At 71.4% G+C, this 24772-nt stretch carries 24 protein-coding genes and 1 pseudogene; 9 read left to right on the top strand and 16 right to left on the bottom strand.

Annotated elements, in window-relative coordinates; all coding sequences use genetic code 11:
• Positions 1-23: 23 nt before the first annotated feature.
• Together O1R50_RS24355 and O1R50_RS24350 are read right to left on the bottom strand one after the other, a co-directional pair.
• Positions 24-1010, bottom strand: a complete 987-nt coding sequence (locus O1R50_RS24355) for a hypothetical protein (protein ID WP_270112854.1) — start codon at positions 1008-1010, stop codon at positions 24-26.
• A gap of 189 nt (positions 1011-1199) precedes the next feature.
• Positions 1200-2645, bottom strand: coding sequence for an aldehyde dehydrogenase family protein (locus tag O1R50_RS24350; protein WP_270112853.1), 1446 nt, complete (start codon positions 2643-2645; stop codon positions 1200-1202).
• A gap of 194 nt (positions 2646-2839) precedes the next feature.
• Between O1R50_RS24350 and O1R50_RS24345 the strand changes: the two genes are divergently transcribed.
• Positions 2840-3556, top strand: coding sequence for a hypothetical protein (locus O1R50_RS24345; RefSeq protein WP_270112852.1), 717 nt, complete (start codon positions 2840-2842; stop codon positions 3554-3556).
• 408 nt (positions 3557-3964) lie between these two features.
• Here the strand turns inward: O1R50_RS24345 and O1R50_RS26575 are convergent.
• A pseudogene (locus O1R50_RS26575) lies at positions 3965-4180 on the bottom strand (DUF3073 domain-containing protein); the annotation flags it as partial.
• Positions 4181-4470: 290 nt separating this feature from the next.
• Positions 4471-5541 carry a Glu/Leu/Phe/Val dehydrogenase dimerization domain-containing protein gene (locus O1R50_RS24335; protein ID WP_270112850.1) on the bottom strand — a complete coding sequence of 357 codons (1071 nt, stop codon included), beginning with the start codon at positions 5539-5541 and terminating at the stop codon, positions 4471-4473.
• Between the two features lie 338 nt (positions 5542-5879).
• Between O1R50_RS24335 and O1R50_RS24330 the strand changes: the two genes are divergently transcribed.
• From O1R50_RS24330 to O1R50_RS24315, 4 genes are all read left to right on the top strand, one after another.
• A complete protein-coding gene (locus O1R50_RS24330; RefSeq protein ID WP_270112849.1) occupies positions 5880-6716 on the top strand; it encodes a hypothetical protein in 837 nt (278 codons plus the stop codon).
• A gap of 205 nt (positions 6717-6921) precedes the next feature.
• Positions 6922-7143 carry a BldC family transcriptional regulator gene (locus O1R50_RS24325; RefSeq protein WP_205328228.1) on the top strand — a complete coding sequence of 74 codons (222 nt, stop codon included), beginning with the start codon at positions 6922-6924 and terminating at the stop codon, positions 7141-7143.
• 380 nt (positions 7144-7523) lie between these two features.
• On the top strand, positions 7524-8051 hold the full coding sequence (locus O1R50_RS24320; protein WP_270112848.1) for a hypothetical protein: 528 nt from the start codon (positions 7524-7526) through the stop codon (positions 8049-8051).
• A 1-nt stretch (position 8052) separates the two neighbouring features.
• The gene (locus tag O1R50_RS24315; protein WP_270112847.1) at positions 8053-8919 is read left to right on the top strand and encodes a PrsW family intramembrane metalloprotease; all 867 of its coding nucleotides are present in this window, start codon (positions 8053-8055) and stop codon (positions 8917-8919) included.
• Positions 8920-9519: 600 nt separating this feature from the next.
• Here the strand turns inward: O1R50_RS24315 and O1R50_RS24310 are convergent.
• Positions 9520-10422 carry an HhH-GPD family protein gene (locus tag O1R50_RS24310; RefSeq protein ID WP_270112846.1) on the bottom strand — a complete coding sequence of 301 codons (903 nt, stop codon included), beginning with the start codon at positions 10420-10422 and terminating at the stop codon, positions 9520-9522.
• A gap of 92 nt (positions 10423-10514) precedes the next feature.
• On the opposite strand from O1R50_RS24310, the gene O1R50_RS24305 reads away from it, so the two are divergent.
• Positions 10515-11174: a hypothetical protein gene (locus tag O1R50_RS24305; protein ID WP_270112845.1), complete on the top strand. Its 660-nt coding sequence runs from the start codon at positions 10515-10517 to the stop codon at positions 11172-11174.
• Here O1R50_RS24305 and disA read toward each other — a convergent pair.
• From disA to O1R50_RS24265, 8 genes are all read right to left on the bottom strand, one after another.
• Positions 11171-12238 (bottom strand): DNA integrity scanning diadenylate cyclase DisA, encoded by a 1068-nt coding sequence (disA, locus tag O1R50_RS24300; RefSeq protein ID WP_270112844.1) that lies wholly within the window; start codon positions 12236-12238, stop codon positions 11171-11173. The genes O1R50_RS24305 and disA overlap by 4 nt on opposite strands.
• 241 nt (positions 12239-12479) lie before the next feature.
• Entirely contained in the window at positions 12480-13073 is a 594-nt protein-coding gene (locus O1R50_RS24295; RefSeq protein WP_270112843.1) for a hypothetical protein, read from the bottom strand.
• A gap of 409 nt (positions 13074-13482) precedes the next feature.
• Positions 13483-15075, bottom strand: coding sequence for a glycoside hydrolase family 13 protein (locus O1R50_RS24290; protein ID WP_408612806.1), 1593 nt, complete (start codon positions 15073-15075; stop codon positions 13483-13485).
• On the bottom strand, positions 15060-16394 hold the full coding sequence (locus tag O1R50_RS24285; RefSeq protein ID WP_270112841.1) for a Gfo/Idh/MocA family protein: 1335 nt from the start codon (positions 16392-16394) through the stop codon (positions 15060-15062). The genes O1R50_RS24290 and O1R50_RS24285 overlap by 16 nt, the downstream gene beginning before the upstream one ends.
• 5 nt (positions 16395-16399) lie before the next feature.
• Positions 16400-17248: a carbohydrate ABC transporter permease gene (locus O1R50_RS24280; protein WP_270112840.1), complete on the bottom strand. Its 849-nt coding sequence runs from the start codon at positions 17246-17248 to the stop codon at positions 16400-16402.
• A complete protein-coding gene (locus O1R50_RS24275; protein WP_270112838.1) occupies positions 17245-18216 on the bottom strand; it encodes a carbohydrate ABC transporter permease in 972 nt (323 codons plus the stop codon). The genes O1R50_RS24280 and O1R50_RS24275 overlap by 4 nt, the downstream gene beginning before the upstream one ends.
• A gap of 233 nt (positions 18217-18449) precedes the next feature.
• On the bottom strand, positions 18450-19826 hold the full coding sequence (locus tag O1R50_RS24270; protein ID WP_270112837.1) for an ABC transporter substrate-binding protein: 1377 nt from the start codon (positions 19824-19826) through the stop codon (positions 18450-18452).
• A gap of 120 nt (positions 19827-19946) precedes the next feature.
• Positions 19947-20537, bottom strand: a complete 591-nt coding sequence (locus tag O1R50_RS24265; protein WP_270112836.1) for a hypothetical protein — start codon at positions 20535-20537, stop codon at positions 19947-19949.
• Positions 20538-20648: 111 nt separating this feature from the next.
• On the opposite strand from O1R50_RS24265, the gene O1R50_RS24260 reads away from it, so the two are divergent.
• Positions 20649-21353, top strand: a complete 705-nt coding sequence (locus tag O1R50_RS24260; RefSeq protein ID WP_270112835.1) for a sulfotransferase domain-containing protein — start codon at positions 20649-20651, stop codon at positions 21351-21353.
• Positions 21354-21394: 41 nt separating this feature from the next.
• Positions 21395-21886, top strand: a complete 492-nt coding sequence (locus tag O1R50_RS24255) for a GNAT family N-acetyltransferase (protein WP_408612805.1) — start codon at positions 21395-21397, stop codon at positions 21884-21886.
• 29 nt (positions 21887-21915) lie between these two features.
• Here the strand turns inward: O1R50_RS24255 and O1R50_RS24250 are convergent, their stop codons facing one another.
• From O1R50_RS24250 to O1R50_RS24240, 3 genes are all read right to left on the bottom strand, one after another.
• Positions 21916-22536 carry a hypothetical protein gene (locus O1R50_RS24250; RefSeq protein WP_270112834.1) on the bottom strand — a complete coding sequence of 207 codons (621 nt, stop codon included), beginning with the start codon at positions 22534-22536 and terminating at the stop codon, positions 21916-21918.
• A gap of 101 nt (positions 22537-22637) precedes the next feature.
• On the bottom strand, positions 22638-23480 hold the full coding sequence (locus O1R50_RS24245) for an alpha/beta fold hydrolase (protein WP_270112833.1): 843 nt from the start codon (positions 23478-23480) through the stop codon (positions 22638-22640).
• 120 nt (positions 23481-23600) lie between these two features.
• Positions 23601-24158 carry a dihydrofolate reductase family protein gene (locus O1R50_RS24240; protein WP_270112832.1) on the bottom strand — a complete coding sequence of 186 codons (558 nt, stop codon included), beginning with the start codon at positions 24156-24158 and terminating at the stop codon, positions 23601-23603.
• 189 nt (positions 24159-24347) lie between these two features.
• Between O1R50_RS24240 and O1R50_RS24235 the strand changes: the two genes are divergently transcribed.
• The gene (locus O1R50_RS24235) at positions 24348-24749 is read left to right on the top strand and encodes a hypothetical protein (RefSeq protein WP_270112831.1); all 402 of its coding nucleotides are present in this window, start codon (positions 24348-24350) and stop codon (positions 24747-24749) included.
• Positions 24750-24772: the final 23 nt, after the last annotated feature.

Below are 24772 nucleotides of genomic sequence, written 5' to 3'. Positions count from 1 at the left end.
CGCCCCGCTTTCGCGTTCAGCGTCTATACGTCGTTGCCGCAGAGGATTCCGTAGGTCCGGCCCTCGCCGTCGATCATCTCCCAGTACCAGTCGGTACCGCAGTTGGTGCCCTGCGCTTCGGCGTCCTCGTCGCTCATGTCGGGGACCGGGTCGAACATGATCGTGTCGACCACGGTGTAGAGCGCCAGGTCGGAGCTGCAGTCGATCGACCACCAGCTGTCGCTGTCGTCGAAGCAGTCGCCCACGTCGGGCATGATCGGCAGGTGGTCGGGCTCGGCCGGGTCGGGGTTGCCGACGGCCTGGAGGCAGTACAGCGAGTCGAGGGTGCCGGAGGAGTAGACGTAGTCCCATTTCGTCCAGGCCTCGCCGAGGACGTTGGTGCCCCAGCCGTCGCCGCACATCGCGTAGATCGGCGCGGTGTCGGTGACGATGCCCTCGCCGTCCACGGCGATGTCGAGCACGTCGTAGGACTGGGCCTTGATCTCCCAGAACGCGGTGGCGTCGGAGCAGGGGACGAGCGGCCCGAGGCCGCTGCCGTCGACCTCCGATTCGTACGGGAGGCATTGGCCGACTTCGGAATCCGTTTCCTCGGCGGGCGTGGTCGCGTCCGCTTCGGGGGTGTTCTCGTTCTCGGAGGCGGAGGTGTCGCCGCCGCCTTGGGCGGTGTCGTCGTCCTTGTCCTTGCCCTGGAGGTTCATCGTGACGAGCAGGACGGCGCCGAGCACGATGACGGTGGCGCCGACGACGATGCCGCCGATGAGCCCGAGGTTCCGCTTCGGCGGTTCGGGCGGGAGGACCGCCCCGCCGTAAGGGGAGCCCGGTTCCTGGCCGTAAGGGGGCTGCCCTCCGCCGCCGCTGTACGGCGCCTGCTGTGCGCTGCCGCCACCGTACGGGGGCTGCTGCGGCTGGCTGCCGTAAGGGGTCTGGCCGCCGCTGTACGGCGACTGGTAACCGTAGCCGGGGGTTTGCGGCTGCTCCGGCGGGGGACCGTAATTCGGAGGGACAGTCATGTCGGCCACGCTATAGGGGCCTGTCAACAATCCGAGGATCCGGGGTCGGCTGCGAGTAAGGAATATCGCAGCTCAGCGGTGACGACTGTGGTCGATCGCCCCCGGCCGTCACCGGTGCGAGGTCCAGCACCGGTCGGCGGTTTCGGGCCCGGCCGTGGCCGCCGGTGCCCGGCTACCCGAATCTGCAGGTCAAAGAGTGTCCGGAAGGACGAGCACGCGTTCGACCGTGTAGTCCTCCATCGCCGACCGCACGCCCTCGCGTCCGACGCCGGAGCCCTTGACCCCGCCGTACGGCATCTGGTCGGCCCGGAACGCGGGTACATCGCCGATGATCACGCCGCCCACATCGAGGGTCCGGTGGGCGAGCATCGCCTCCGGCAGGCTCTCGGTGAACACCCCGGCCTGCAGCCCGTACCGCGAGTCGTTGATCGCGGCCAGCCCGGATTCGAAGTCCTCGACGCTCGCGAGCACGAGCACCGGCCCGAAGACCTCCTCGCGCAGCACTTTCGCGTCGGGGCGCACGTTCGCGAGCACGGTGGGCTCGATGAGCGAGCCCTCGCGCGGCGTGCCGCCGCACAGGACTTTCGCGCCCTCGTCGACGGCCTCATCGATCCACGCCTCGACCCGCGCGGCCGCGTCCGAGCTGATGAGCGGCCCGACCTTGCACGACGGGTCGTTCGGGTCGCCCGAAGGCAGCGCCTTGACCTGCTCGGTGATGCGGGCGGCCATGTCGGCGTAGGCGGGCGCCTCGATGAACACGCGCTGCACGGCGATGCACGACTGCCCGGCCTGGTAGTTCCCGAACATCGCGATCCGCTCGGCCGCCCAGTCCCGCTTCGGGTAGTCGGCGCCCACCAGGACCGCGCCGTTGCCGCCGAGTTCGAGGGTCACGTGCTTGTCCGGCACGCGGCGCAGGACCTGCTTGCCCACCGCGCTGGAGCCGGTGAACGAGACGACCGGCAGCCGCGGGTCGTCGACGAGCTGCTCGGCCCGGTGGTCGGGCACCGGCAGGACCGAGAGCATCGCGGGCGGCAGGTCCGTCTCGGAGAACAGGGCGCCCAGGTGGAGCGCGGAGAGCGGCGTCGCCGGGGCGGGTTTGACGACGATCGGGCATCCGGCCGCGATGGCCGGGCCCACCTTGTGCGCCACGAGGTTCAGCGGGAAGTTGAACGGGGAGATGCCGAGCACGGGTCCGCGCGGGAAGCGCCGCACGAGCGCCATCCGGCCCTCGGCCGTCGGGTCGGTGTCGAGGCGCTGCACCTCGCCCGCGAACCGCCGGGCCTCCTCGGCCGCCCACCGGAACGTCCCGACCGCCCGCCGCACTTCGACGCGCGCCCACGCGATCGGCTTGCCCGACTCGGCGGTGATGAGCTCGGCGCACGTCTCGGCCTCTTCATCGAGGCGGCGGCGCACGTGCTCCAGGGCCTCGGCCCGCGCGTGGGCGGGCAGGGCCGCGCATTCGCGCGCGGCTCCCGAGGCGGCGGCCACCGCGGCCTCCACCTGCCCGGCGGTCGCCCACGAGGTGGCGCCCACCGGGGACTCGTCATAGGGGTGGGTGACGAAGAACTCCTCCTCGCCGTGCTGCGGACGGCCTGCCACCCAAATCGGCGAAACGGGACGGAGACGTTGCGACATGTTTCCAGCCTACGGGTTCGAGCGTGTGCGGCGCTGCGGTTGGGGCGCGCGAATCCAAGCCGTGCCACAACCCCGCGCGGAACCGGAAGGGCCGGAAGCGGGTCCGCGCGCCACAGGGGACCGAGGCCGCTTCGCAGGAGAAAGCCCCCGCAACCCGGGTGCGTCCATTTGCCCGCTCAAGGCATGATGAGGACATGAGTGAACAGCAATCAGGTGCGGGGTATCCGCAGCAGCCGACCTCCGGCCAGCCCCAACAGCCGGCGTACCCCCAGGCGCCGTACGCCTCGCCGCAGGCGCAGTACCAGGCCCAGCAGCAGTATGCGGCGTACGCTCCCCCGGCTCCGTCGCTGTTCGACAAGCTCGGTGTGCCGTCCATGCCCGCGATCCTCGGCCTCTCGGGCCTCGGCGCGCTGGTCCTGGCCGGGCTCATCGCCGGCACGAGTTCCGGCGGCGGCGACGAGTACGGCCTCGACGGCACGGCGCTGTCCAGCTTCGTGCGCGACGAGCTCAGCGGGGGCGTCCTCTCGATCCTCGTGGCCGTCATCGCCGCGTTCGCATTGACCCTGTTCACCGGTGAGAAGCTGCGGTCGCTGTGGAAGGCGCTGACCGTGGCCGGTGCGGCGATCTTCCTGGCGCGGCTGCTGTTCACGGTCCTGGCGCTCGGCGACGGCGACTCCGCCTCCGACCCGTCGGCCTGGATCGGCGCGCTCCTGCTCGTGGCCGCGTACGGCCTGTTCGCCGCCGGTGCGATCATGGTCCCCGGCTCGGCCGCCGCCGCGCAGCCCGCCGCCCCGGCCCCCGCGCCGCAGCCGCAGGGCTACCCGACCGGGCAGCAGCCCTCGGTGCAGCCGCAGGTCCCGCAGGCGCCGCAGACCCAGCAGAACCCGTGGCCGCAGGCGCCGCAGCAGTAACGCCCGCAAGCAGCCGAAGAGGCGGGGGGGGGGGGGGGGGGGGCGGCGGGGGGGGGGGTGGGGGGGGGCGGGGGGGGGGGCGGGGTGGGGGGGGCCCCCCGCCCCCGCCCCCCCCCCCCCCCCCCCCCCCCGACGGGGGGGCCCCCCCCCCGGCCCCCCCGCCTCTTCTTGTTCGATTGTTGGCTGTGCATCCCGAAGCTGTGCATCCCGAATGCGTGCCCGTAGCCGAAGTCATTGCTCCAGCGCCCGTCGGCCGGCTCGTGGGGGAGCGGACCTTCAGGTCTAGCGCAGGGGTCGTCGAGGACGCCTGCGCTCGCTGGATATGGAGATTGCGGTATCGGTCGGGAGGGCCCGCCTGGTCGGCTCACTGCTGAGCCGTCCGGCTAACTGCTTCTTAGGCGGGAGCCAGTCATCCTCACGGAGTTCTTCTTCGTCTCCGTCGTACCGATCGTCGGCGTAAGCGGCGTAAGGGTCCGGTTCCTTTTCAGGAGGCTCAATGTCGACCTCGTCCTGACGACCGCCCCCGAGTTCGCGCTCCAGCGCTCGGATGTCGGTGTTAGGAGTGTGGTACTTGAGCTTACGGGCCACTTTGGTCTGCTTTGCCTTAGCTCGGCCTCGCCCCATTTGGCTCGACCCCCTCGCACAGAAATCATCGGGGCAACCGATAAGGCGCCCCGGAATGCTTGCAATCTCTTCGTGGCTCCTACGGTACAACCTCAGAGCGCATGACTGCATCCCGGCCCATGAGTTGGGTGCCACAGATTACCGGCGATGACCACCAGACCGGGACGAACGGCCGCCCGCATCGTGAGACTCGTTGTCGCTTTGCGGCAGGATTCGATGACCCGCGGTGAGCGGAATCGTCCCCCGACGCGCACTTTCGCGCACCGGGGGGCGGGGTCCTGTGCCCGCGATCAGCGGAACAGCCGCACCCGCTGGAGCCGGCCGACGGCGGCCATGCGCTCCTCGGCGATCGCGTCGGCGGCGGCGACCGGGGTCGTGCCCTCGCCCTTGGCGCGCTCGAGGATGCGCGAGGTGGTTGCGAAGATCCCGGCGGTGCGCCGCTCGGCCCGCTTGAAGTCGAACGCGCCGTCGTACTCGTCGGCGACCTGGATGACCCCGCCCGAGTTCACCACGTAGTCGGGGCAGTACAGGATCCCGGCCCGGTCGAGCTCGGCCGCCACACCCGGCTCGGCCAACTGGTTGTTCGCTGCGCCGCATACGATCTCGGCGTCGAGGGTCTTGAGCGACCGCTCGTTGAGGACCCCGCCGAGCGCGCACGGGGCGTAGATGTGGATGCCCGAGGCGATGAGCTCGTCGGCGTCCGCGACGATCCGCACCTGCGGGTAGTGGTCCTTCGCCCATTCGATCGCGGCCTGGTTCACGTCGCAGGCGACGACCTCCGCCCCGGCTTCGAGCAGATGCGGGACGAGGTGGCGCCCCACCTTCCCGAGCCCGGCGACGCCCACGGTGCGCCCGGCCAGGTCCACCGCGCCCCAGCGGTGCTGGGCCGCGGCGCGCATCCCCTGGAACACCCCGAACGCGGTGAGGATCGAGGAGTCCCCGGCCCCGCCGGCCTCCGGGCTGCGCCCGCTCACGTGGCGCGTCTCGCGGGCCACGTGGTCCATGTCCTCGACGTACGTCCCGACGTCGCAGGCGGTCACGTAGCGCCCGCCCAGCGACTCCACGAAGCGCCCGTAGGCGCGAAGCAGCGCCTCGCTCTTGTCGGCGGCCGGGTCGCCCCAGATGACGGCCTTGCCGCCGCCGTGGTCGAGCCCCGCGATCGCGTTCTTGTAGGCCATGCCCTCCGACAGGTGCAGCACGTCCTTCAGGGCCTCCTCCTCGGAGGCGTAGGGGTAGAAGCGGGTGCCGCCGAGGGCCGGACCGAGGGCGGTGGAGTAGATCGCGATGATCGCGCGCAACCCCGAATCGGGGTCGTGGCAGAACACGACCTGCTCGTGGCCGCTGCCGTCGAAGATGCTCATGGCTTGCTCTCCAGTTCTTCTCGCTGGGGTGTCCCTGCGCCGCCGTCGCTGCGGGCACCACCCAGGGGGGCGGCCGGGTCTCGGCCGACTCATCCGTATGTAGCGCGGGTATGCCTACGCCCCCAGCATATGACCGGGGCGGTGCCGAGCAGCCGCTGTCCCTGCGAGTCGGGCTGGGAACCGGGACTGCCGTACCCGGTCGCTATGGTCGCAGCGTGAGGCGCCGCTACCGGTACCGCGTGTACCCCACTGTGCCGCAGCGCCAAGCGCTGGCCCGGGCAAGCCGGGATGCCCGACCTTCGGGTCGGGGTGGATGCCGATATGGAAGTATCTGCCTCGTGTACGCACCGAGCGCGTCCTATCTGCGCGTCTACGAGCCGGCGGGGGCGTTCGTCGACGCCGACTACTGGCGCGCGTACGCCGCGTCGGGACGCGCGATCGACCCCCTCGAGGGGCCGCGCCTGCGCCGAGAAGCACTGTACGAGCGGATCGGCTGGCCCTGGCGCGGCGTGCCGTCCTTCGCGCGCGACGCGTACGTCATCGACCGCGGCCGCGAGGCCGATCCCCTCATCTGCCCCTGGAACCTCCGCTACCGGATCGCCGCTTCCGCCCTGGAAGTGCGGCGGCTGACGCCCGAGGCCGTGGCCGAGGCGCTGTTCCCGCCCGAGTTCCTGTCCTCCGCGGCCGAGGTGGTCGCCCTGGACGACGGCATCGACCGCCACGACGCCCCCGCCGACGCCCACGAGCACGTCGCGTCCTGGTCCGTGCCGCTGCGCTGGTTCGCGTGCGTGCGGGCCGAGGACCGCGAGCTGGTGATCCAGCGGGGCATCGCCCAGCTGCGCTACCGCACCCCGATCGCCAAGGCCCGCACGGGCCTCGTGGTCGCCCGCAACCTGGTGCGGTCCGAGTTCGGGGAGGGCGCCGAACTGGCCGAGGCCCTGGGCGAGACCGCCGACTGGCTCGAGGGCTTCCACCGCGACTCGGTCGTGGAGCTCGACTACGGCGGCCTGGCCTCGCGCATGGACCCCGAGGAGCTGCGGGCCGAGGACTCGGTCGACCTCACCTGGCAGGCCCTCGACCACCTCGGCGCCTCAGAACCCGAGGAAGCGCAGGAGTGCTATGCCCGCCTTGTCGACCGGTGGCGTGATCGTCGTCTCGCGGAACGCCTGAACTGACCTCGGACGCGGCGGCACGACGAGCCCGCAGCCAGCACATTCGCATGTGGAGTGATCACTCGGATGAGCGGACCGAGCGGAAAGTCCAAGCAAAATCGGCCGTTCGGCCTATGTCGGACATCTACGACAGGCCGGACGATTGCAGAAGGAACGAATCAAGGCTCGGCGCCGGTGATTCGCAGCCCGTCTGTGGAGGAGAAGAACGATGACGACAGAGCTGAACCTTCCGGTGGAATCCGAGGCCCTGCTGACCCCGTCCGAAGTCGCCGCGATGTTCCGCGTCGACCCCAAGACCGTCACCCGCTGGGCCAAGGCCGGCAAGATCTCGGCCATTCGGACCCTCGGCGGCCACCGCCGCTACCGCGAGTCCGAGATCCGCGCCCTGATCAACGGCGACATCCCGGCTCAGCGCGTCGCCGCGGAGTAGTTGAGCCGGCGGAGGAGCCACCGACCGGGCACCGCCGCTGGAGGAGCAAGCAGCAAGAAGCGCCGTGGCCACACGGCGCAGGAACCAAGGCCGGACCACCCTTCCGGCCGAAGACCCCATCGAAGTCGCGGATGTCGGCACCGCGGATTCCGACGATCGAGGTCGCGGGCCCTCCCTCAGGGCCCGCTCCCTCACAGCGATCGCCCTCGCGAACGCGCACCTGAACCGGGCGCGGCCACTGGGCGACGGCACCGCCCCAGTGCAGTAAAGCCGACTCCCCTCACGGCGAACCGCCGCCCATCCCCCGAACACCAGCCGGTCGTCGCCGACACGCGGGCATTCCCGATGCGCTGCCGGGGATCGCATGCCACGCTTGAACCGTGACTCGCACGAAGAGCCTCATCATCGCCACCGCCGTCGCAGCGGTGGTCCTCGTGTTCGCGCTCGCCGTGCCCCTCCTGAACAAGGCCGTCTCCCCCACCGTCGACGTCGGCGGCGAGACCTTCACCCTCTCCGGCGTCACCCTCACCGCCCCGGACGAGGTCCGGATGCGCCCCGGCTACTACCAGCCCGGATCCGGCCGCGTCGAGTTCCTGGTGGGCGAGGCCGAAGTGGACATCGCCGTCGCCGGCCCCTACGGCTTCGACGCGGAGTACCTGGCCGACGAGATGTCGCGCCTCCTCGAAGTCCAGCCCGGCGTGCAGCTCACCGAACCGCGCGACTGCGCCGCCGACGGCGTCGAGGGCGCCGGTCGCAGCTTCGTCACCGAGACCGGTACGGGCTTCGCGTGCGCTTTCGTCCACGACACGGTCCGCGCCGAGGTCACCGCCACCGGCGATTCACTAGACTCGCCCACTGTGGACAGAATCGACGCGCTCATCGCCCAGCTGTCCTTCGGGACCGCCTGACATGCGGATCGACCCCGCCTCGCCGCTGCAGTGGACGGCCGTGCTGCTCATCGGTGCGGCGGGCATCCTGCTGCTGTACAACACGCTCCCGGTCGCGCTCGCCTACCCGCGCGCCGGGTCGACCGCCCTGGTCCTCTTCTCGCTCTTCGCGATCCCGTTCTGGTGGCTGCGCGGCCGCGTCTCCGACCGGCTCGCCCTCCCCGCCGCCGCCCTCGCGATCGGCCTGGTCTGGGGCGCGACGGTCGCCGTCATGACCTCGCTGTTCGGTTCGCGCGCGCTGCACGGTCTGCTGGCGACGGCGAACGGCCCGGCGTGGGCCGAGCGGTGGTCGCCGGTGCTGGCGGCGCCGGTGGTCGAAGAGGTCGTGAAGGCCGCGGGCGTGGTCCTGGTGGTCGCGATCGCCTGGGGGCGCGTGCACGGGGTGCTCGACGGGATCGTGCTGGGTGCGTTCTGCGGGGTGGGGTTCCAGATCGTGGAGGGCTACGCGTTCGCGATGTCGAGCACGGTCCTGAACCGGGCCGGGGACGTGGTCGAGCCGGTGATCGCGGTGTTCATCGTGCGCGGGGTGCTGGCGGGGCTGTGGAGCCACGCGGTGTTCACCGCGATCGTCGGGGCCGGGGTGGCGTATGCGGCGACGCGGCGGACGATGCGGTCGGTGTGGGTCGCGGCCGGGTCGCTGGCGGGGGTGATCGCCTTGCACGCCTTGTGGAATTCGCCGCTGCTGCGGGACGGTCTGGGTCTGGGCGCGCTCGGCGTGCTGGCCGGGGTAATGCTCAAGGGGCTGCCCGCGGTGCTCATCGTGTGGTGGCTGGTCCGCTGGGCGAAGCGGGTGGAGGCGCCGGTCGCGAGTGGGCCGGAGGCGGCTTGAGCGGCGCCCGGCGGGGCCGCTGCGCGGGCGTACGGGTGGCCCCGGGTACCCGCCCAGTCCCACCTTCACCACTACCAGTGAAAAGGACACCGTCTCATAGGGGTGCGACATTTTTCCGGACGTGAATGCGCTTCGGGTTCGACGCGGAACCATGCCGCCCCCGGTTCGGGTGCACGGTGCCGGAACGGCATTGCCCAGTGGCGGCGAAGCCTGCGTGCGAGGAGGGTCGGGGTTTGCGGGCAAAACAATGCCGTCCCGGTCTGAGCGCGCGGTACCGGAACGGCATTGCCGTTGCCCGGTCGCGTCCGTCGCTCAAGGCGTCCGCTCCCACATGGCCCGCATTTCGTGCGTCCGGTCCGCGGTCGACGCGACGGTTCATGGCGCGAGCCGCGTCGTCGTGTTCCTGGCCGGCCGCTCGGGGGCGGCCCTGCGGTAGGCGATTCGGCCCTGGCACCGGCGGTGAGTGGACCTGGTGGTCCGTCCGGCGCCTCACTTGGTGACGAGTGAGGTTCGACCCAGGGCCGCCGATTTGAGAATCGGCGCCGACCGAGCATCGTGAAGTTCTCTCAACTCCGACGCTACCAGCGCCCGCTCGGTTTGTCACCGACTCGGGAGTTCGAATCGTCCCGATTCGTCGGTGCCGATCAGGCCTTCGGTGATGAGCTGCGCGACGGCCTCGTCGAGCATCCTCCGGTCCGGCCAGACGGCGTCGATCCGGGCCCGTTCGACCGGCCCCTCCGCGTCTCTGAGCAGGGCCATCACTTCCCCCCGCACGTGCCGGTTGGTGCCCTTGTACTTCTGGCGCTTGCGGCTCGGCCCGGCCGGGACCTCCTGGCCGGAGAACCCGCACAAGGCGCTCACCGGGCAGGCGCCGCACTCGGGCGCGCGCGCCTTGCACACGAGCGCCCCGAGCTCCATGAGCGCCACCGAGACCCGGGCCGCGGTCGGCGCGTCCTCCGGCAGCAGCGACTCGGCGGCCGCCAGATCGGCCTTGGTGGTGGCGGTCCCGGCGTCGCTCTGACCCCCGAGGCGGGCGACGACGCGGCGCACGTTGGTGTCCACGACCGCATGGCGTCGCCCGTAGTGGAAGACCGCGACGGCCGCGGCGGTGTAGACGCCGATGCCCGGCAGCTTCTCGAGCTCCGCCGGGTCGGCGGGCACGACGCCGCCGTGCTCGGTGGCGACGATCCGCGCGCACTCCTGGAGGCGCAGCGCCCGGCGCGGGTACCCCATGCGGCCCCATTCGCGCAGGACGTCGGCGGTCGGCGCGGCGGCGAGGTCGGCCGGGGCGGGCCAGCGCGCCATCCAGGCCTCCCATACGGGCGCGGCGCGCGCGACCTGGGTCTGCTGGCTCATGACCTCGGAGACGAGCACGCCCCAGGCGGTGGTTCCCGGTCGGCGCCAGGGCAGTTCGGTGCGGTGGTGCGCGTCGAACCAGGGGAGCAGTCGGCCGCTGAGTTCGGCGGAGGACGGCAGTGCCTGGTCGGTGTCGGCGGCGAGCATGCCTCCCATTGTCGGTGCGGGGTCCGACAACCGACGGCGAGGGTCGCGTGTTATTCCGCTGTCGTGCCGCTCCGCTGCGTTAGCGTCCCGGCGTGCAGGGTTTCAAGGGCAAGTTCGTGAAGGGCTCGGAGCCGGAGTCGGTGTACTGGAAGCGGCGGGCGATCGTGGCCGGGGCGGTGCTCGTGCTGGTCCTGCTGGTCGTGCTGGTGGTGAGTGCGCTCGGCGGCGGTGAGGAGGAGCCTGAGGCGAAGGCCGATGCGGCCCAGAACGAGAGGCAGCCGCCTTCGGCTTCGGCGACGGTGAACCGGCCGTACATCCGGGAGACGCAGGCGGAGGAGCCGCGCGAGTCGCCGTCCCCGACGGTGCCGCCCGTGGAGGCCTGCGCCGCCGAGGACTTGATGCTGCAGGTGGTGGCGGCGTTCAATGAGGCGCGTTCGGGTGCGGAGGTGCCGGTGAGTGTCCTGGTGGCGAGTGGTGCGGAGACCGTGTGCACCGTTGATCTGCGGGAGGTGGCGGTTGAGTTGGTCGCCGGTGCGGATGTCGTCTACTCGACGGCGCACTGCGAGACGCCGCAGGGCGAGAAGGTCGAGCTGAGCGGCGGCGCGGGGCAGACTGTCGAGTTCACTGTGGATGGGCTGGCGTCGGAGGAGGCGTGCGCGGGCGCCCGCCGGGAGCTGCCCGCGGGCGAGTACGAGCTGCGGGCCCGCCTGGGTGACGCGGTCTCGGCGCCGACGAGCCTCAGCTTGACCTAGAGGTACCGGTCGAGGATCGAGACCTCGGCCAGGCGGGTCAGCGACTCGCGGATGCTCTGCGCCCGCCCCGGGCCGATCCCGTCGACGTCCTGCAGCTCCTCCACGGTGACGCCGAGCAGCTCGGGGAGCGCCCCGAAATGGCCCACGACCCGTTCGATCACGGCTTCGGGGAGGCGCGGCACTTTGGCGAGCATCCGGTAGCCGCGGGGGCTCACGCGCCGGTCGAGCACGTCGGGTGAGTTCGGGTAGCCGAGGGAGCGCGCGACCGCGATGAGGTCGAGCAGGTCGGGGGAGCGCATGCCGTCCACGGCGTGCAGGGCCTTGCGGTAGTCGACGCCGTCGGGCAGGTAGTCGCGCACGATGAGTTCGCGGTCGGCGTCGACGCCGGCCATGAGCTCGTCGAGCTGGAGGGCGAGGAGCCGCCCGTCCGTGCCGAGTTCGATGACGTGGCCCTCGACCTCGTCGGCGATGTGGCGGGCCATCTCGAGTCGCTGGAGGACGGTGACGGCGTCGCGCACCGTGACGAGGTCTTCGATCTCGAGGCTGGAGAGGCTGCCGGCGACCTCGTCGAGGCGCACCTTGTAGCGCTCGAGCGTGGCGAGCGCCTGGTTGGCGCGGGAGAGGATCTGCGTGGAGGGTTCGAGCAGGTGGTGGATCGAGCCCATGTACAGGCCGATGGTGTGCATCGACTGGCTCACGGAGATCACGGGGAACCCGGTCTGGATGGCGACGCGCTCGGCGGTGCGGTGGCGGGTGCCCGATTCGTTGGAGTGGATGGAGGGGTCGGGCATGAGGTGGACGCCGGCGCGGACGATCCGCGAGCCGTCGGTGGTGATCACGATCGCGCCGTCCATTTTGCACAGTTCGCGGAGGCGGGTGGCCGAGAACTCGATGTCGAGCTCGAAGCCGCCGGTGCAGATCTCTTCGACGAGGCTGTCGCAGCCGACGACGATGAGCGCGCCGGTGCGGCCGCGCAGGATGCGCTCCAGGCCGTCGCGGAGCGCGGTGCCGGGCGCCATGGTGGCCAGGGTCGCGCGCAGGCCCTCGTCCGGGATCGACGCCATGGGTGTACCCCCAATGCTGGACGGTCCGCCGGCGAGAGTGACCGGTCGGTTGCGGTGACCTCGTACCCAGGGGCGGGGGCAGGACGGTCGGGTCGCCTCCAGTGTACGGATCACCAGCACGGGTCAGGGAGCGGCATTTGGGGCAAGCCGTGCATCACGGTCGGGGCGATCGGACCGGCAGGGTCGCGACGTGCGCACGGGCGCGATTTCGCTCAGGGCGAACAAACCGGCGCGTCGCCCTCTAGAGCCGGTCGACGACCTGCACGTGCCCGGGCGCGAAGGACGCCAGCCGCGCCAGCAGCTGGTCCGGTTCGAGCGCGAAGTCCTTGCAGCGCACCGCGAGATCGAATCCCGCGACCAAGCCCTCTGTGGCCCGATTGGCCTCGCGCAGCACCGAGCGCCCCAGGAACCCGGGCCGGTCGGAGCCGCCGCGCCCGAGATAGTTGTCGGCCGCGAACAGCAGGTACGAAGTGCCGCGCCGCTTCGACCCGACATGGATCGCCGCCAGCTCCTCGACATTGCTCCACGGGATGAGCAGGCTCTTGCCGAAACCGGCGCGCACCCGCAGCCCGAAATGGTTCACCATGAGCTTCGGCGGCCGCACCAGCGGCACCAGGAAGCTGGTCGCCCCGAGCACCGCCATCACCGTGAAGAACCCCGGCAGCGCCGCCACCGGATTCGGCTCCCCCGAGTCGAGCGTGCCCGGCTCGGTGCGCACGAGCAGGTACAGCCCGACGATGAACGCCGCGCACGCGAGCGAATAGAGCACCAGCGAGGAGATCCGGCGGGTCGGCGAACTGCGCTCGACGGCCACCCATTCCGAGCTCCTGCGCACGGCTCACCTCCTCGGCCGCAACTCTAGCCAGCCGCCGCGAACCGCGCCACGGACGAAGCCCTCGCCGGCCCGCGGCCGACCGGGCCTAGGCCGGCCCGCATGTACCCGTCACCGACCTCGGCGCCGCCACCGGACGCGACCCCGGTCCGCACCGGTCGCCGCATCGCCTTCAAATGGGCGTGCTTCGGCGCCGTCTCCGCCGCGCTCGCCCTGCTCGGCGCGTTCCTCGTGGTCGAGGCGGCCATCGACACGACCCCCGCTGACCATCCTCTTCGGAGGAACTACCGCGGTCTATACGAACGGGTCCTCGCTGATCGGCGTCTTCTTCCTGGTGCTCGGCGCGCTCGCATTGATCGTCATGCTGATGGGCCCGTCGATCGACTGGTGCGCGGAGTGAACGGCCGGGACGTCAGTCGGAGGTACGCAGCCAGACCGCCGCATCGGGCGGGAGCCGCATGCCTTCGAGAGCCGCGCTGGCGATGAGCGGTTCGCCTGGAGGGACGTCGATCTCGTGCCCGGTGAGGTTGACGACGCACCTGAAACCGGGGTCTCGTTCGAAGTCGATCACCCCCGGTTCGCTGTCCAGCCACCGCATCCCGCCGTCGCCGAGCGCCGGTTCGCCTCTGCGGATCCGCAGCGCGAGGCGGTAGAGGGACAGCATCGAGTCCGGGTCGCCCAGTTGCCGGGCGGCCGTGAGCTCGCGCCATTCGGGCGGCTGCGGCAGCCACGCGCCGCCCTTCCCGAACTCGAACGGCGGCGCGTCCCCGCCCCACGGCAGCGGCACCCGGCAGCCGTCGCGGCCCAGGTCGAGGCCGCCGGTCCGGCGGAACACGGGGTCCTCGCGCAGTTCGTCGGGCAGGTCGAAGACCTCCGGGAGCCCCAGCTCATCGCCTTGGTAGACGTACACACCGCCCGGCAGGGCCATGGTCAGCAGCGCCGCCGCCCGCGCCCGGCGCGTGCCCAGGGCGAGATCGGTCGGTACGCCGTGCTCGCGTTTCAGGAACGCGCTGCGCTTGCGGCCGTAGCGGGTCACGTGCCGGGTCACGTCGTGGTTCGACAGCACCCAGGTCGGCGGCGCGCCCACCTTCGCGTGCGTCGCGAGGGTCCGGTCGATCACCTCGCGGAACGCCCCGGCCTCCCACGCGCACTTGAGGAACTCGAAGTTGAAAGCCGTGTGCAGCTCGTCGGGGCGCAGGTAGAGGGCGAACCGCTCCGGGTCGCGCACCCAGATCTCGCCCACGAACACCCGGTCGGGCCCGTACTCGCCGAGCACGAGCCGCCAGTCCCGGTAGATCTCGTGCACTTCCGGCCGGTCCTTGTCGGGCGCGTCGTCGGCGTCGGTGAAGGTCGGCACGCCTTCGATCCGGCCGCGCTTGTCGGGCAGCCCGGCCTGCTTCACCAGGCGCGCGGCGACATCGATGCGGAACCCGTCGACGCCCCTGTCGAGCCAGAACCGCAGGACCGACGGGAACTCGGCCCGCACGTCCGGGTGCTCCCAGTTGAGGTCGGGCTGGGCGGCGTCGAACAGATGCAGGTACCACTGCCCGTCCTCCACTCGGGACCAGGCCGGTCCGCCGAAGCGCGACTGCCAGTTGTTGGTCTCGTCGCGGAAGTGGAACCGTTCGCGGGCGGGTGAACCCGGGCCGTCCCGCAGCGCCTGCTGGAACCAGGGGTGCTGGTCGGAGGCGTGGTTCGGCACGATGTCCACAATGATCCGCAGCCCGAACCGGTGGGCCGCCTCGATGAGCCGCTCGGCGTCCGCGAGGGTGCCGAACGCGGGGTCGATCGCGCGGTAGTCGGCCACGTCGTAGCCGCCGTCGGCCATCGGCGACACGTACCACGGGTTGATCCACAGCGCATCGACGCCGAGCTCCCGCAGGTACCCCAGCCTCGATTCGAGACCGGCGATGTCGCCGGTCCCGTCGCCGTCGCCGTCCGCGAAACTGCGCAGGTACACCTGGTAGATCGCCGCATCCCGCCACCAAGTCACATTGCCTCCCAAGCGATCGTGCGCTGTTCGAGCCGGGCCCGCTCGGCCGCGAACGCCATCCGGTGGCTGTCCAGCGAGGCCTCCAGATCGGTCGCCGCGGCCTCCCCGCCCTCGAGCGAGGTGATGAACGCGTCGACCAGCGCCTCGTCGCCGCCCGAGTGGCCCCGGTGGTCCGGTTCGCCGGCGGCGTCGACCGGGCCCGCGTAGAGCTCGAACACCTGGTGCCCCATGGGGGGCCGGGTGAAACTCGCGCCCACCCGGGCTCCGGGAAGCTCGGGCGCGACCGCTGTCGGCGAGAACAGGTCGACCTCGAGCGTCCCCGTCCGCAGGTTCCCCGCGATCTCCCCCGCCGTACCGGTGAGCCGCACGGTGCGCGTGTTCTGCCCGGTGAACGCCGAGGTCGAGAGGGTCGCGGTGAGGCCGCCGGGGAAGTCGACGACGGTCTGCTGGTGGTCGACGACGTCGTTGTCCGCGCGGAACACGCACCGCCCGTACGGCCCGCGCCGCAGCGCCGCCAGGCGGCCCTCCGGGCTCGGGTCGTCGCCGAGGAGCGCCACCGGCCAGCCGACCCGGTCCGCAAGGGCCTCAACGTAGTAGCGGGGCGCGTAGAACGGGCACGAGTCGGAGGCCGGGCATCCGTCGAGGCAGTAGTCCGGTGCGCCCTCGGGCGCGTGCTCGGGCCGGAAGTAGGTGAGGCTGCCCGCGCTCGCGACGGACGCGGGGGATTCGCCCGCGAACCAGCGGATGATGTCGAGGTCGTGGCAGGTCTTCGCGAGCACCATCGGGCTGGAGGTGGCGAGGTTGCGCCAGTTGCCGCGCACGTAGGAGTGCGCGTAGTGCCAGAACCCGATGTTCTCCTCGACGCGCATGGTCACGAGGCGGCCGATCGCCCCCGAGTCGACGAGCCGCCGGATCGCGAGCCAGAACGGCTGGTAGCGCATCACGTGCCCGATCCATATGCGGGCCTTGCGGTCCCGCGCGGCGGCCGCGAGCGCCTCAAGGCCTTCGGCGGTGGTCGCGGCGGGCTTCTCGAGGAGGATCGGCAGGCCGGTCTCGACGGCGGCGCGCGCGGCCGCCACGTGGAGGCGGTCGGGGAGGGCGATCACGAACGCGTCCAGGCCGATCGCGGCGGCGTCGGCGACGAGGTCGCGCCAGTCGGGGTAGCGGTGCTCGTTCGGGACGTTCCCCGCGCCGGCGAGCCGCTCGCGCCGGTGGGGCATCGGATCGGCGACGGCCGCGATGGCGGCGCGGCCGGGATGACCGAGCGCCCAGCGCCCGTACGTGTCGGAGCCGCGCGCCCCCGCCCCCAGGATGCCCAGTCGGATTGCCATGCGCCCTACCCTTTCTCCGCTCCTGAAGTGAGTCCCGTGACGAGCAGCCGCTGCGCCAGGAAGAACCCGGCGACCACCGGCACGGTGATCGCGATCGACCCGGCCATGAGCACTGTGGTCGGTACCGAGAACTCGGTGAGCTGCGCGATGCCGAGCGAGACCGTCCAGCGGTCGCGGTCGGCGACGAGGAAGAGCAGCGCGAACAGGTACTCGTTCCACGCGATCATGAACACGTAGAGGGCGGTCGCGGCGACCCCGGGCAGGGCGAGCGGGAGCACGACGCGGCGGATGAGCGCGAGGCGGCCGCACCCGTCGATCATCGCCGCCTCCTCCACTGAGGACGGGACGGCCATGAGGTAGGTGCGGAGCATGTACAGCGCCACAGGCACGGTCTGCGCCACGTACACGAACACCAGGCCGACGAGTGATCCCGTCAGGCCGACCCGGCTGAGCAGCACGAACAGCGGCACGGCGAGCACGATGCCGGGGAGGAGGTAGACGCCGAGGAAGACGACGTTCACCGTGCCGCGGCCGAGGAAGCGCAGCCGCACGGCCGCATAGGCGCCGAGGACGCTGAAGAGGATCGCGAGCGCGGCGGTGGCGAGCGCGACCTGCAGGGAGTTCCACATGTTGCCGCCGAGGCCGTACTCGGCCATGGCGGTCGGGTACGAGTCGATCGTGATCTCGTCGAGCGGGGGGAGCAGGTCGAGCGGCTCGGAGACCACGGACTGGAAGGGCCGCAATGAGAGCAGGAAACCGTAGAGGAGCGGCCCGGCGGTGGCGGCCACCGCGACGGCGATGACCGTCCAGCGGAGGGCGCCGAGGACGCGGTCTTCCGTGCTCGGTCGGCTCATGCCCGCTCCCGTTTGATCATCCACGCGTAGACCGCGACCACGACCAGGAGCATCCCGGTCATGAGCAGGCCCGTCGCGCTCGCCGTGCCGATGTTCGCGCGCACCACCAGCTCCGAGTAGACGCGTACCGCGAGCACCTCGGTGCCGCCCGCGCCGCCGGTGAGCAGGTAGATGTCGTTGAAGTTCTGGAAGGACCACAGGAACCGCAGCACCGCGAGCAGCGCCATCACCCCGGCGAGTTCGGGCAGCAGCAGATGCCGGAAGGTCCGGGTCTTCCCGGCCCCGTCGATCTGGGCGGCCTCCTCGATGTCCTCGGGCACCGCTTGCAGTCGCGCCGTGATGAACAGGAACGCGAGCGGGAAGGTCTTCCACACCTCGAACGCGATCACGCACAGCAGCGCCACCGGCACCTCGAACGGCCCGAGGTCGCGGCTCGTGGTGGTCAGGAACGCGATCGGCTCGGCCCACCCGAGCCACTGCGTGCCGACCGCGTTGACCAGCCCGTACCCGGGGTTGAGGAGGGTCTTCCAGATCGTGGCGGCCGCGACCACCGGCAGGACGTACGGCACGAGCACCAGCGCCCGGATCAGCCCGCGCCCCCGGAAGGGGCGCCGCAGGGCCAGCGCGACGGCGAGGCCGACGAGCACCGCTCCGGCGGAAGAGGACGCGGCGTACACGACGGTGGTGGTGGCGGCCGACCAGAAGCGAGGCGAGTTCCATACGGCCGCGACGTTCTCGCCGGTGAACACGAGGTTGTCGATGTACAGGCGCGGGATGTCGACGAGCCGCACGTCGAGGAACGCGAACAGCACGACCGCCAGGAACGGCAGCACCGCGAACAGGAGCACGACGATCACTGTGGGGCCCACCAGGAGCCGGCCGTGCAGGTCCTCGCGCTGCGAGAGCGTCAGCGGCTTGCGGCGGGGCTCGGGTGGCGGGTCGGGGACGGGGCGCTCGGCGGTGCGCACGCCGGCAGCGCTTCGGGCCGCTGGGGAAGGGCCCCCGGTTGCAAGAGTGCCACCGGGGTCCGACATCGCTGCGGCGCCGCTGTTCGAATCCGGGGAGCGTCCGCCGCTCCGCCCAGCGGATCGCCCGGCGAGGCGCCCGGGGTTTCGGCCGGCGGCAGGTCCGCTCCGCCCGGTGGAAGGGCCGCCCGCCCGCCCGCCGTCGGGTCCGCCGTCCCGCGGCGTCCGGTCTGCGCTCATCCGCCCAGGTCCTGTTGTGCCGCTGCGACACTCGCGGCCATGGCGGCCGCCACTTCGGCGGGCGGCGCGCCGTCGAAGAGCGCTTCGGCCTCGGTCGCGAGCAGGGTCTGGGAGAACACGATCCCGGCGAGTTCGGCGTCGTCGGTGCCCCAGCCCCAGCGCGTGAACTCCTCCGCTCCGGCGGCGAGCCGGTCGACCAGCGCCGGGCCGTAGATCTGCTCGATCGAGAGCTCCTGGGTCTGGTCGTTGCCGAACGGCAGCGCCGACCACGCGTCGAGGTACTCGGTCGACCCGGCCTCGGGGCCGGGCCGCACCGGGATGCGGCCTTCGGTCGCGGAGGCGAGGTTCTCGACGTACCCGTCGGTGAGCATGAACTTCGCGAACTCCTTGGCGTCGGCGGTGTTCGCGCCCGCCGGGATGCCGTAGTTCGTGGTCTGCCCGTACTCGACGGGCGCCTCGTTCCCGGTGCCGGTGAAGGTGGTCAGGTAGGCCGTGTTCTCGGCCAGGAACCGCGGGTTCTCGGCGCATTCGGCGCAGGTCACGGGGTTGTCGACGTCGAGGCCGGCGACTTCGTCGACGATGTGGGAGGAGAAGAGCACCATCGCGGCCGAGCCGGAGAGGTACGCGGCGCGCGCGGCCTCGACGTCCACTTGCGCCGGTCCGGCCGCGGCGGCGAGCCGCTGGTAGTGGGCCAGGCCCTCGATGCACTCGGGCGAGTCGATGGCGACGTCGCCGTCGGTGGCGAGCTCGCAGCCGAAGGGGAGCAGCATCGACTCGATGCCCTCCTGCGTGTACACGTCGCCCGGGGTGGTCCCGATCGCGATGCCCGCCAGGCCGTCCGAGTCGAGCGTTTCGGCGGCGGCCGCGATGTCGGCGACCGACGAGGGCGGCTCGAGTCCGGCGTCCTCGAACAGGTCGGTGCGGTAGGCGATGGTGTGGCCCCACCCGTCCGACGGGACGGCGTGCAGGCTCCCGTCGATCGTGACCATGTCGAGCGCGGCCCGGCTGAAGGTGTCGGCGCCCAGTTCGTCCACGACCTCTTGCGGCGCTTGGTCGTCGAGCAGGCCCTGCGCGGCCCACGCGGCGGTGCTCGACGGGTTGTGCGCGATCACGTCGGGCACGTCGCCCGAGGCGGCGGAGGTGACGAGCGTCTGCCCGGCCTGGTCCGGTTCGAGCGGGACCATCTCGACCTCGATGCCGGTGGCCTCGGTGAACGCGTCGATCACGGGCTGCTGCGCCGCGATCCGCTCCGGTGTGGTGTAGGGGGTCCAGAAGACGATCGAACCGTCGCCGTCCTCGGATTCCTCTGGGCTGCAGGCGGATACGGCGAGCAGCAGCATCGCGGCCGCTACGCAGGTCGTCATTGTCCTCATAGCCGCTCCTAAGGGGCGAATCGGCGCGAACAGCGTCCAATCCGCACTATAGCGGCGATGAGTGGCCGGGCGGTACCCCTGCGTGGTCGCGAATCGCGGTGAAAAACCGCGGGCGGCGGGTCAGTCGGAGCCGGTCGCCATCGTCGTGACGAGCGCTTCCGCGTCCTCGATCGTGGCGATGCCCTCGATCTGGTGGACGTCGTTGGGGCTGAGGCTGCTGTCGGTGACCTGGATCGGCCGTCCCTCGACCATGATGTGGACGAGCCCGGGCCAGCCGTACTTGGTGGTGGCCGCGGCGACGGCGGCCTTCCACGCCTCGACGCCCTCCTCGTCGAACACCACGTAGACGGTGGGAAGGCCCGCGGTCCCGTAATCGAAGTCGACGTATTCGACGTGCTCGGCCGTCACGATCGCCGGACCGAGTCGCAGGTCGCTGAGGTAGCCGTCGGTCTCGGCGCACACGTCGAGCGGTTCGTCGGGGTCGGCGTCGGGCGTGACCGACACGCCTCCGGTGTCGGGGTAGCGGGTCTCGCAATCGATGTCCGTGCCGCCGGGCGACTCCTCCACCATCCGGAACTCGAGCTGTACGCCGTCCTCGACGGCCATCGCGGTGTCGCTCGAGGCGGGCGCGCCGCCGGTGTCGGCATCGTCCCCGCACGAGACGAGCACAGGGAGGAGGAGCAGCGCGAGCAGGGGTCGCAGTGGTTTCACGAGCAGTCGCCTCTCAGAGTGGGACTCCAGAATAGGCAGAGGACTTGCGCGTCCTCTGCGGAGCGGGTCGGCCGGCGAAGCGGTGTCGGGGGCGGGCCCTAGGCTGACGCGGTGATCGTCTGGCTGGCCTCGTTCCCCCGCTCCGGCAACACCTTCTTCCGCATCGCGCTCAACCGCCTCTACGGGGCACCGACCTATGTGGTCTACGACGTTGACGGCGTCGCCGCCCAGATCGGCGCCGACCTGATGGACGCGCGCGACCGGCCCGGCACCTTCGACCAGATGCGGGACGCCGACGAGGTGTACTTCGTCAAGACCCACCGGCGGCGCGACGACCCCGTGATCGCCGCCGAGGACCGCGCCGTCTGCCTGGTGCGCGACGGTCGCGAATGCGTGGTCTCCTGGGCGCGCCTGTGGACCAGGCAGCATGCGGACGAGCCCGACTACGAGGAGCGCTTCGCCGAGGAGGCGCGCTCGATCATCACCCGCACGACCGGCGGCACCGGCGGCTGGGGCCAGAACGTGCTCTCCTGGCACCACTCGGCGAGCCCGGCCCCGATCTGGGTCCGCTTCGAGGACCTCATCGCGAACCCGCGGGCCGCAGTCGAAACCGCCATCGGCGAGGCCGCCCCCGGCCTCACACCCGCCCGGCAGGCTGAGCTCCCCACCTTCGGCGAACTCCACGCGCGTGAGCCCGGCTTCTTCCGCTCTGGCACCACCGGAGCCCACCAGGCCGAACTCCCGCCCGACCTGCACGACCTCTTCTGGGACCAGCCGGACAACGCCACCGCCATGCGGCTCAACGGCTATCGATGACCTGAAAGCGCGCCGCCGAGTGGGCCTGCCACACTGCGGACGTGGTCGATATGCACGTGCTCACCAGCGACGACTGGCGCTTGTGGAGAGAGCTGCGTCTCGCGGCGCTCGCCGAGGCGCCTGACGCGTTCGCCTCCCGACTGGCGGACTGGCAAGACGAGGGCGACCGGGAGGAGCGCTGGCGCTCCCGTCTCGCGATGCCGGGCTCGCACAACCTCGTCGCCGAGGCCGACGGCCGACCGGTCGGGATGGCGAGCGGTGTGCCGGCCGGCGATCCGCTGGTGCGGGAGCTGATCGCGATGTGGGTGAGCCCCAAGGCAAGAGGCGCCGGTGTCGGTGACGCCCTGATCCTTGGAGTGGCGAGGTGGGCCCGCGCGTCGGGTGCGGCGCGGTTGCGGCTCGCCGTCTACGAGCACAACGCGGCTGCCAAAGCCCTCTACCAGCGGAACGGCTTCAACGACACTGCCGCGCCATCAGACTCGGAGCGGGGTGCCGAACGGTTCATGATCAAACCGCTCGGCGATCGGGTCTGACCGGCGGGCAATGGGATCAGCCCGGGCGGCTACTCGGCCTCGGCGACGAGGCGGATCTCGTCGACGTGCAGCGTGACCCGGATCGGCTCGCGGTCAGGGTGGTCGTCGAACTCCACGACCACCGTTCGCGGCTCGGGGGGCAGGTCGACGACCCTTCCGACGGCGTGGGCCCGGAGCCCGATGTCGTCGATGCTCTCGCGGAGTTCGACCCGGTCCTGGTACGTGAGCAGCTCCGGCTCCGCCGGACCGAGGGCGGTCTCCGCCGGGTCCAGGTCGTTGCACCACGCCCTCGTGTTCCGGTGGGAGAGAAAGAAGAGCAGCAGGATCGAGAGGCCGAATCCCGCGCCGCCGGTGCTCGGGACGCCTTCCGCCGCCGCGAGCAGGAGGTCGACGGCACCGAGCGTGATCGCGGCGGCGCACAGCACGATCCCGGTGATGCGCGCCCAAGGCCTGCGCATGCCGATGCCGATGGCGATCGCGGTGTTCAACAAGCCTCCCGCGATCAGCAGCAGCGCCAGGCCCGCAGGGATCAGCGGAAGCAGGGCGACGCCGCCGCCCACGGCCACGATCGCTTGGAGTCCGAGGAAGACGACCGCGAGGATCGCGGAGCCGGGCATACGGGGAAGTACAGGGTCAGCGGCACGGTTCATGGAGTGCTCCTGAGTGGACTGGGTCGGCGAAGCCTCGGGTAAGGGCTTCGAGAACCCGGTTCTATCAGGGGATCGCCGGGAGGGGTCCCGGTCGGGACGGTCTACTGCTCCTGCCGCAGGACCCGGTTCATGAAGAACTCGGCGATCGCGTCGGCGAGCGCCTCAGGGTGCGTCAGCGGAATGGCGTGCCCGGCACCGGAGATCTCCTGGACCTGCGTGTCGGCGACGTAGTCGACCACCTGCCGCACTCCGGCGGCGACGTAAGGCGTGGGGTCCGATCCGTGCAGCACCAGCACCGGAGCCGTGATCGCCCCGAGCAGGGCCGGGTCCTCGGGGACCGGCCCGTCCTGCTGCATCTGCTGCCCGAAGAAGTCGAGCATGGCCGGAACGTACCGCGCTGCGGCCGCGAAGTAGCCGGTGTTCTCCGCCGTCGCTATGTCGTCGTCTTCGAACACGAAACCGGCGAGCGCGCGGACCGCCTCCCCGTGCCTTCCCCCGTCCGCCAGCTCGGCCATGCGGCCGATCGCGGCACCGAGGTCCGCCTGCTCCTGCTCGTTCATCAGGCCCGGCATGCCCGGCTCGATCGCCGCCACCGCGTCCACCGCCTCGGGCCGCGTGCCCGCTGCCGTGAGCGCCATGCCGGCGCCGAGGGACCATCCCACCAGGCCCGCGGCCTGCGGGAGGCTCTCGACGTACGCCAACAGGTCCTCGACCAGCCGGCCGAATCCGAGGTCGGGGTCGCCGCTGCTGCCGCCCCTGCCCCGCAGGCTCGGCAGATGGCAGGTGAACCGGTCCGCCAAGTGCGGCAGCAGCGCCCGCCAGTCGAGCCCGCCGTCGCCGATGATGCCGTGCACGAACACCAGGGGCGGGCCGTCGCCCCTCACGCTTCCCGCGATGGTGGCGCCGTCAGTCGTGGTCGCATTGTGGGTGTGCTGGCTGGTCATGTGCCTTCTCTCGTCGCGCGGGACGATGGTTCCGGCCCGGGGTGCCATGACCACAGCATCGCACCGTGGCAGATGGCGCACGGGTGATACGTGAGTATTCGACGCGATAGCGGCGTCCGGTCACGCCTCGACGTGCGGGCGGAACCGCAGGTCCACCTCGGCGAACGGGGTCGAACCCTGCGCGTGCCTGAGCCGGATCGGCCGACCGCCGGGGTTGTCGTAGAACCGGATGCCGTCGCCGAGGAGCACCGGCGCGATGTGCAGGTTGATCTCGTCGATCAGGCCGAGTTCCAGGAGCTGACGGCCGATCGTCGGAGAGAAGACCTCGAGGTTCCTGCCGCCGGCGGCCTCCAGGCCGATGCGGACCGCCTCGGCCGCACCGCAGTTCAGAAACGTCACGCCCTCACCGGGGACGGCGTCCTCAGGGTGGTGGGTGAGCACGAAGACCGGGCCCTCCCAATCCCCGTACGGTCGGGCGGTCGGATCGATGTCCCAGCCGTCCCGGCCGCCGAGCACCGCGCCGGTCGTCGCCATGTACTCCTCCACCACGCCGTCCCGGCCCGTGACACCGGCCAGCCAGTCCATCGAGTGGCCCGGCCCCGCCACGAATCCGTCCAGCGACATGCTGAAGTGCAGCATGACCTTGCCCTCGGCCTGCTGCGGTCCGATCTCGTCCATCTCGAGCTCCTTCGTCCTCCGCGCGGGCGAAAGCACCCACTGCAGATAGAGACGAGACAGGCGGCCCGGATTCATCGACCGCGTGTCAGCGGCCGTGTCAGGCCGACGTCAGCGGCGTGCAAGCCGGGCCGCCCATAGTTGCCCCATCAACGAGGAACACCTCACCGAAACACTTGAAGGAGCACCGAAATGACCGCCGACCTCACCACCCAGGACGAGACCGCCATCCGCACCGCCGCCTACGGCACCGTCTCACTGCTCTCGGCCGCCGGAATCGCCGGCTCGGCGCACAAGATCGGCACCGACGCCTCCCTGGCCCTGGTCGCCGCGACCGGCACCGTGGGGCACGTGGTCGCGAACGCCAAGGGCGTCAAGCTCAAGGGCAAGTCCACCGCCGAGCTCGCCGACCAGGTCTTCCCCGCGATCACCGAGTCGGTCCGCGTGCTCGAAGCCCACGACCCCGCCGAGGCCGAGAACTTCCGCTCCACGATCAGGGTCGTCATCGAAGCCGCCGAGCGGGCCCACAAGGGCGAGCCCAGCCCCGTCATGGCCGAGATGATCCGCAAGATCAACGCCGCCCTCAACGCCTGACCGAACACCACCCGCCGCCGCGC

Source organism: Glycomyces luteolus, assembly GCF_027622875.1.
Lineage (GTDB): Bacteria > Actinomycetota > Actinomycetes > Mycobacteriales > Micromonosporaceae > Glycomyces > Glycomyces luteolus.
Note: the sequence above shows the minus strand (reverse complement) of the source record. Positions and strands in the feature narration are given on the sequence as shown.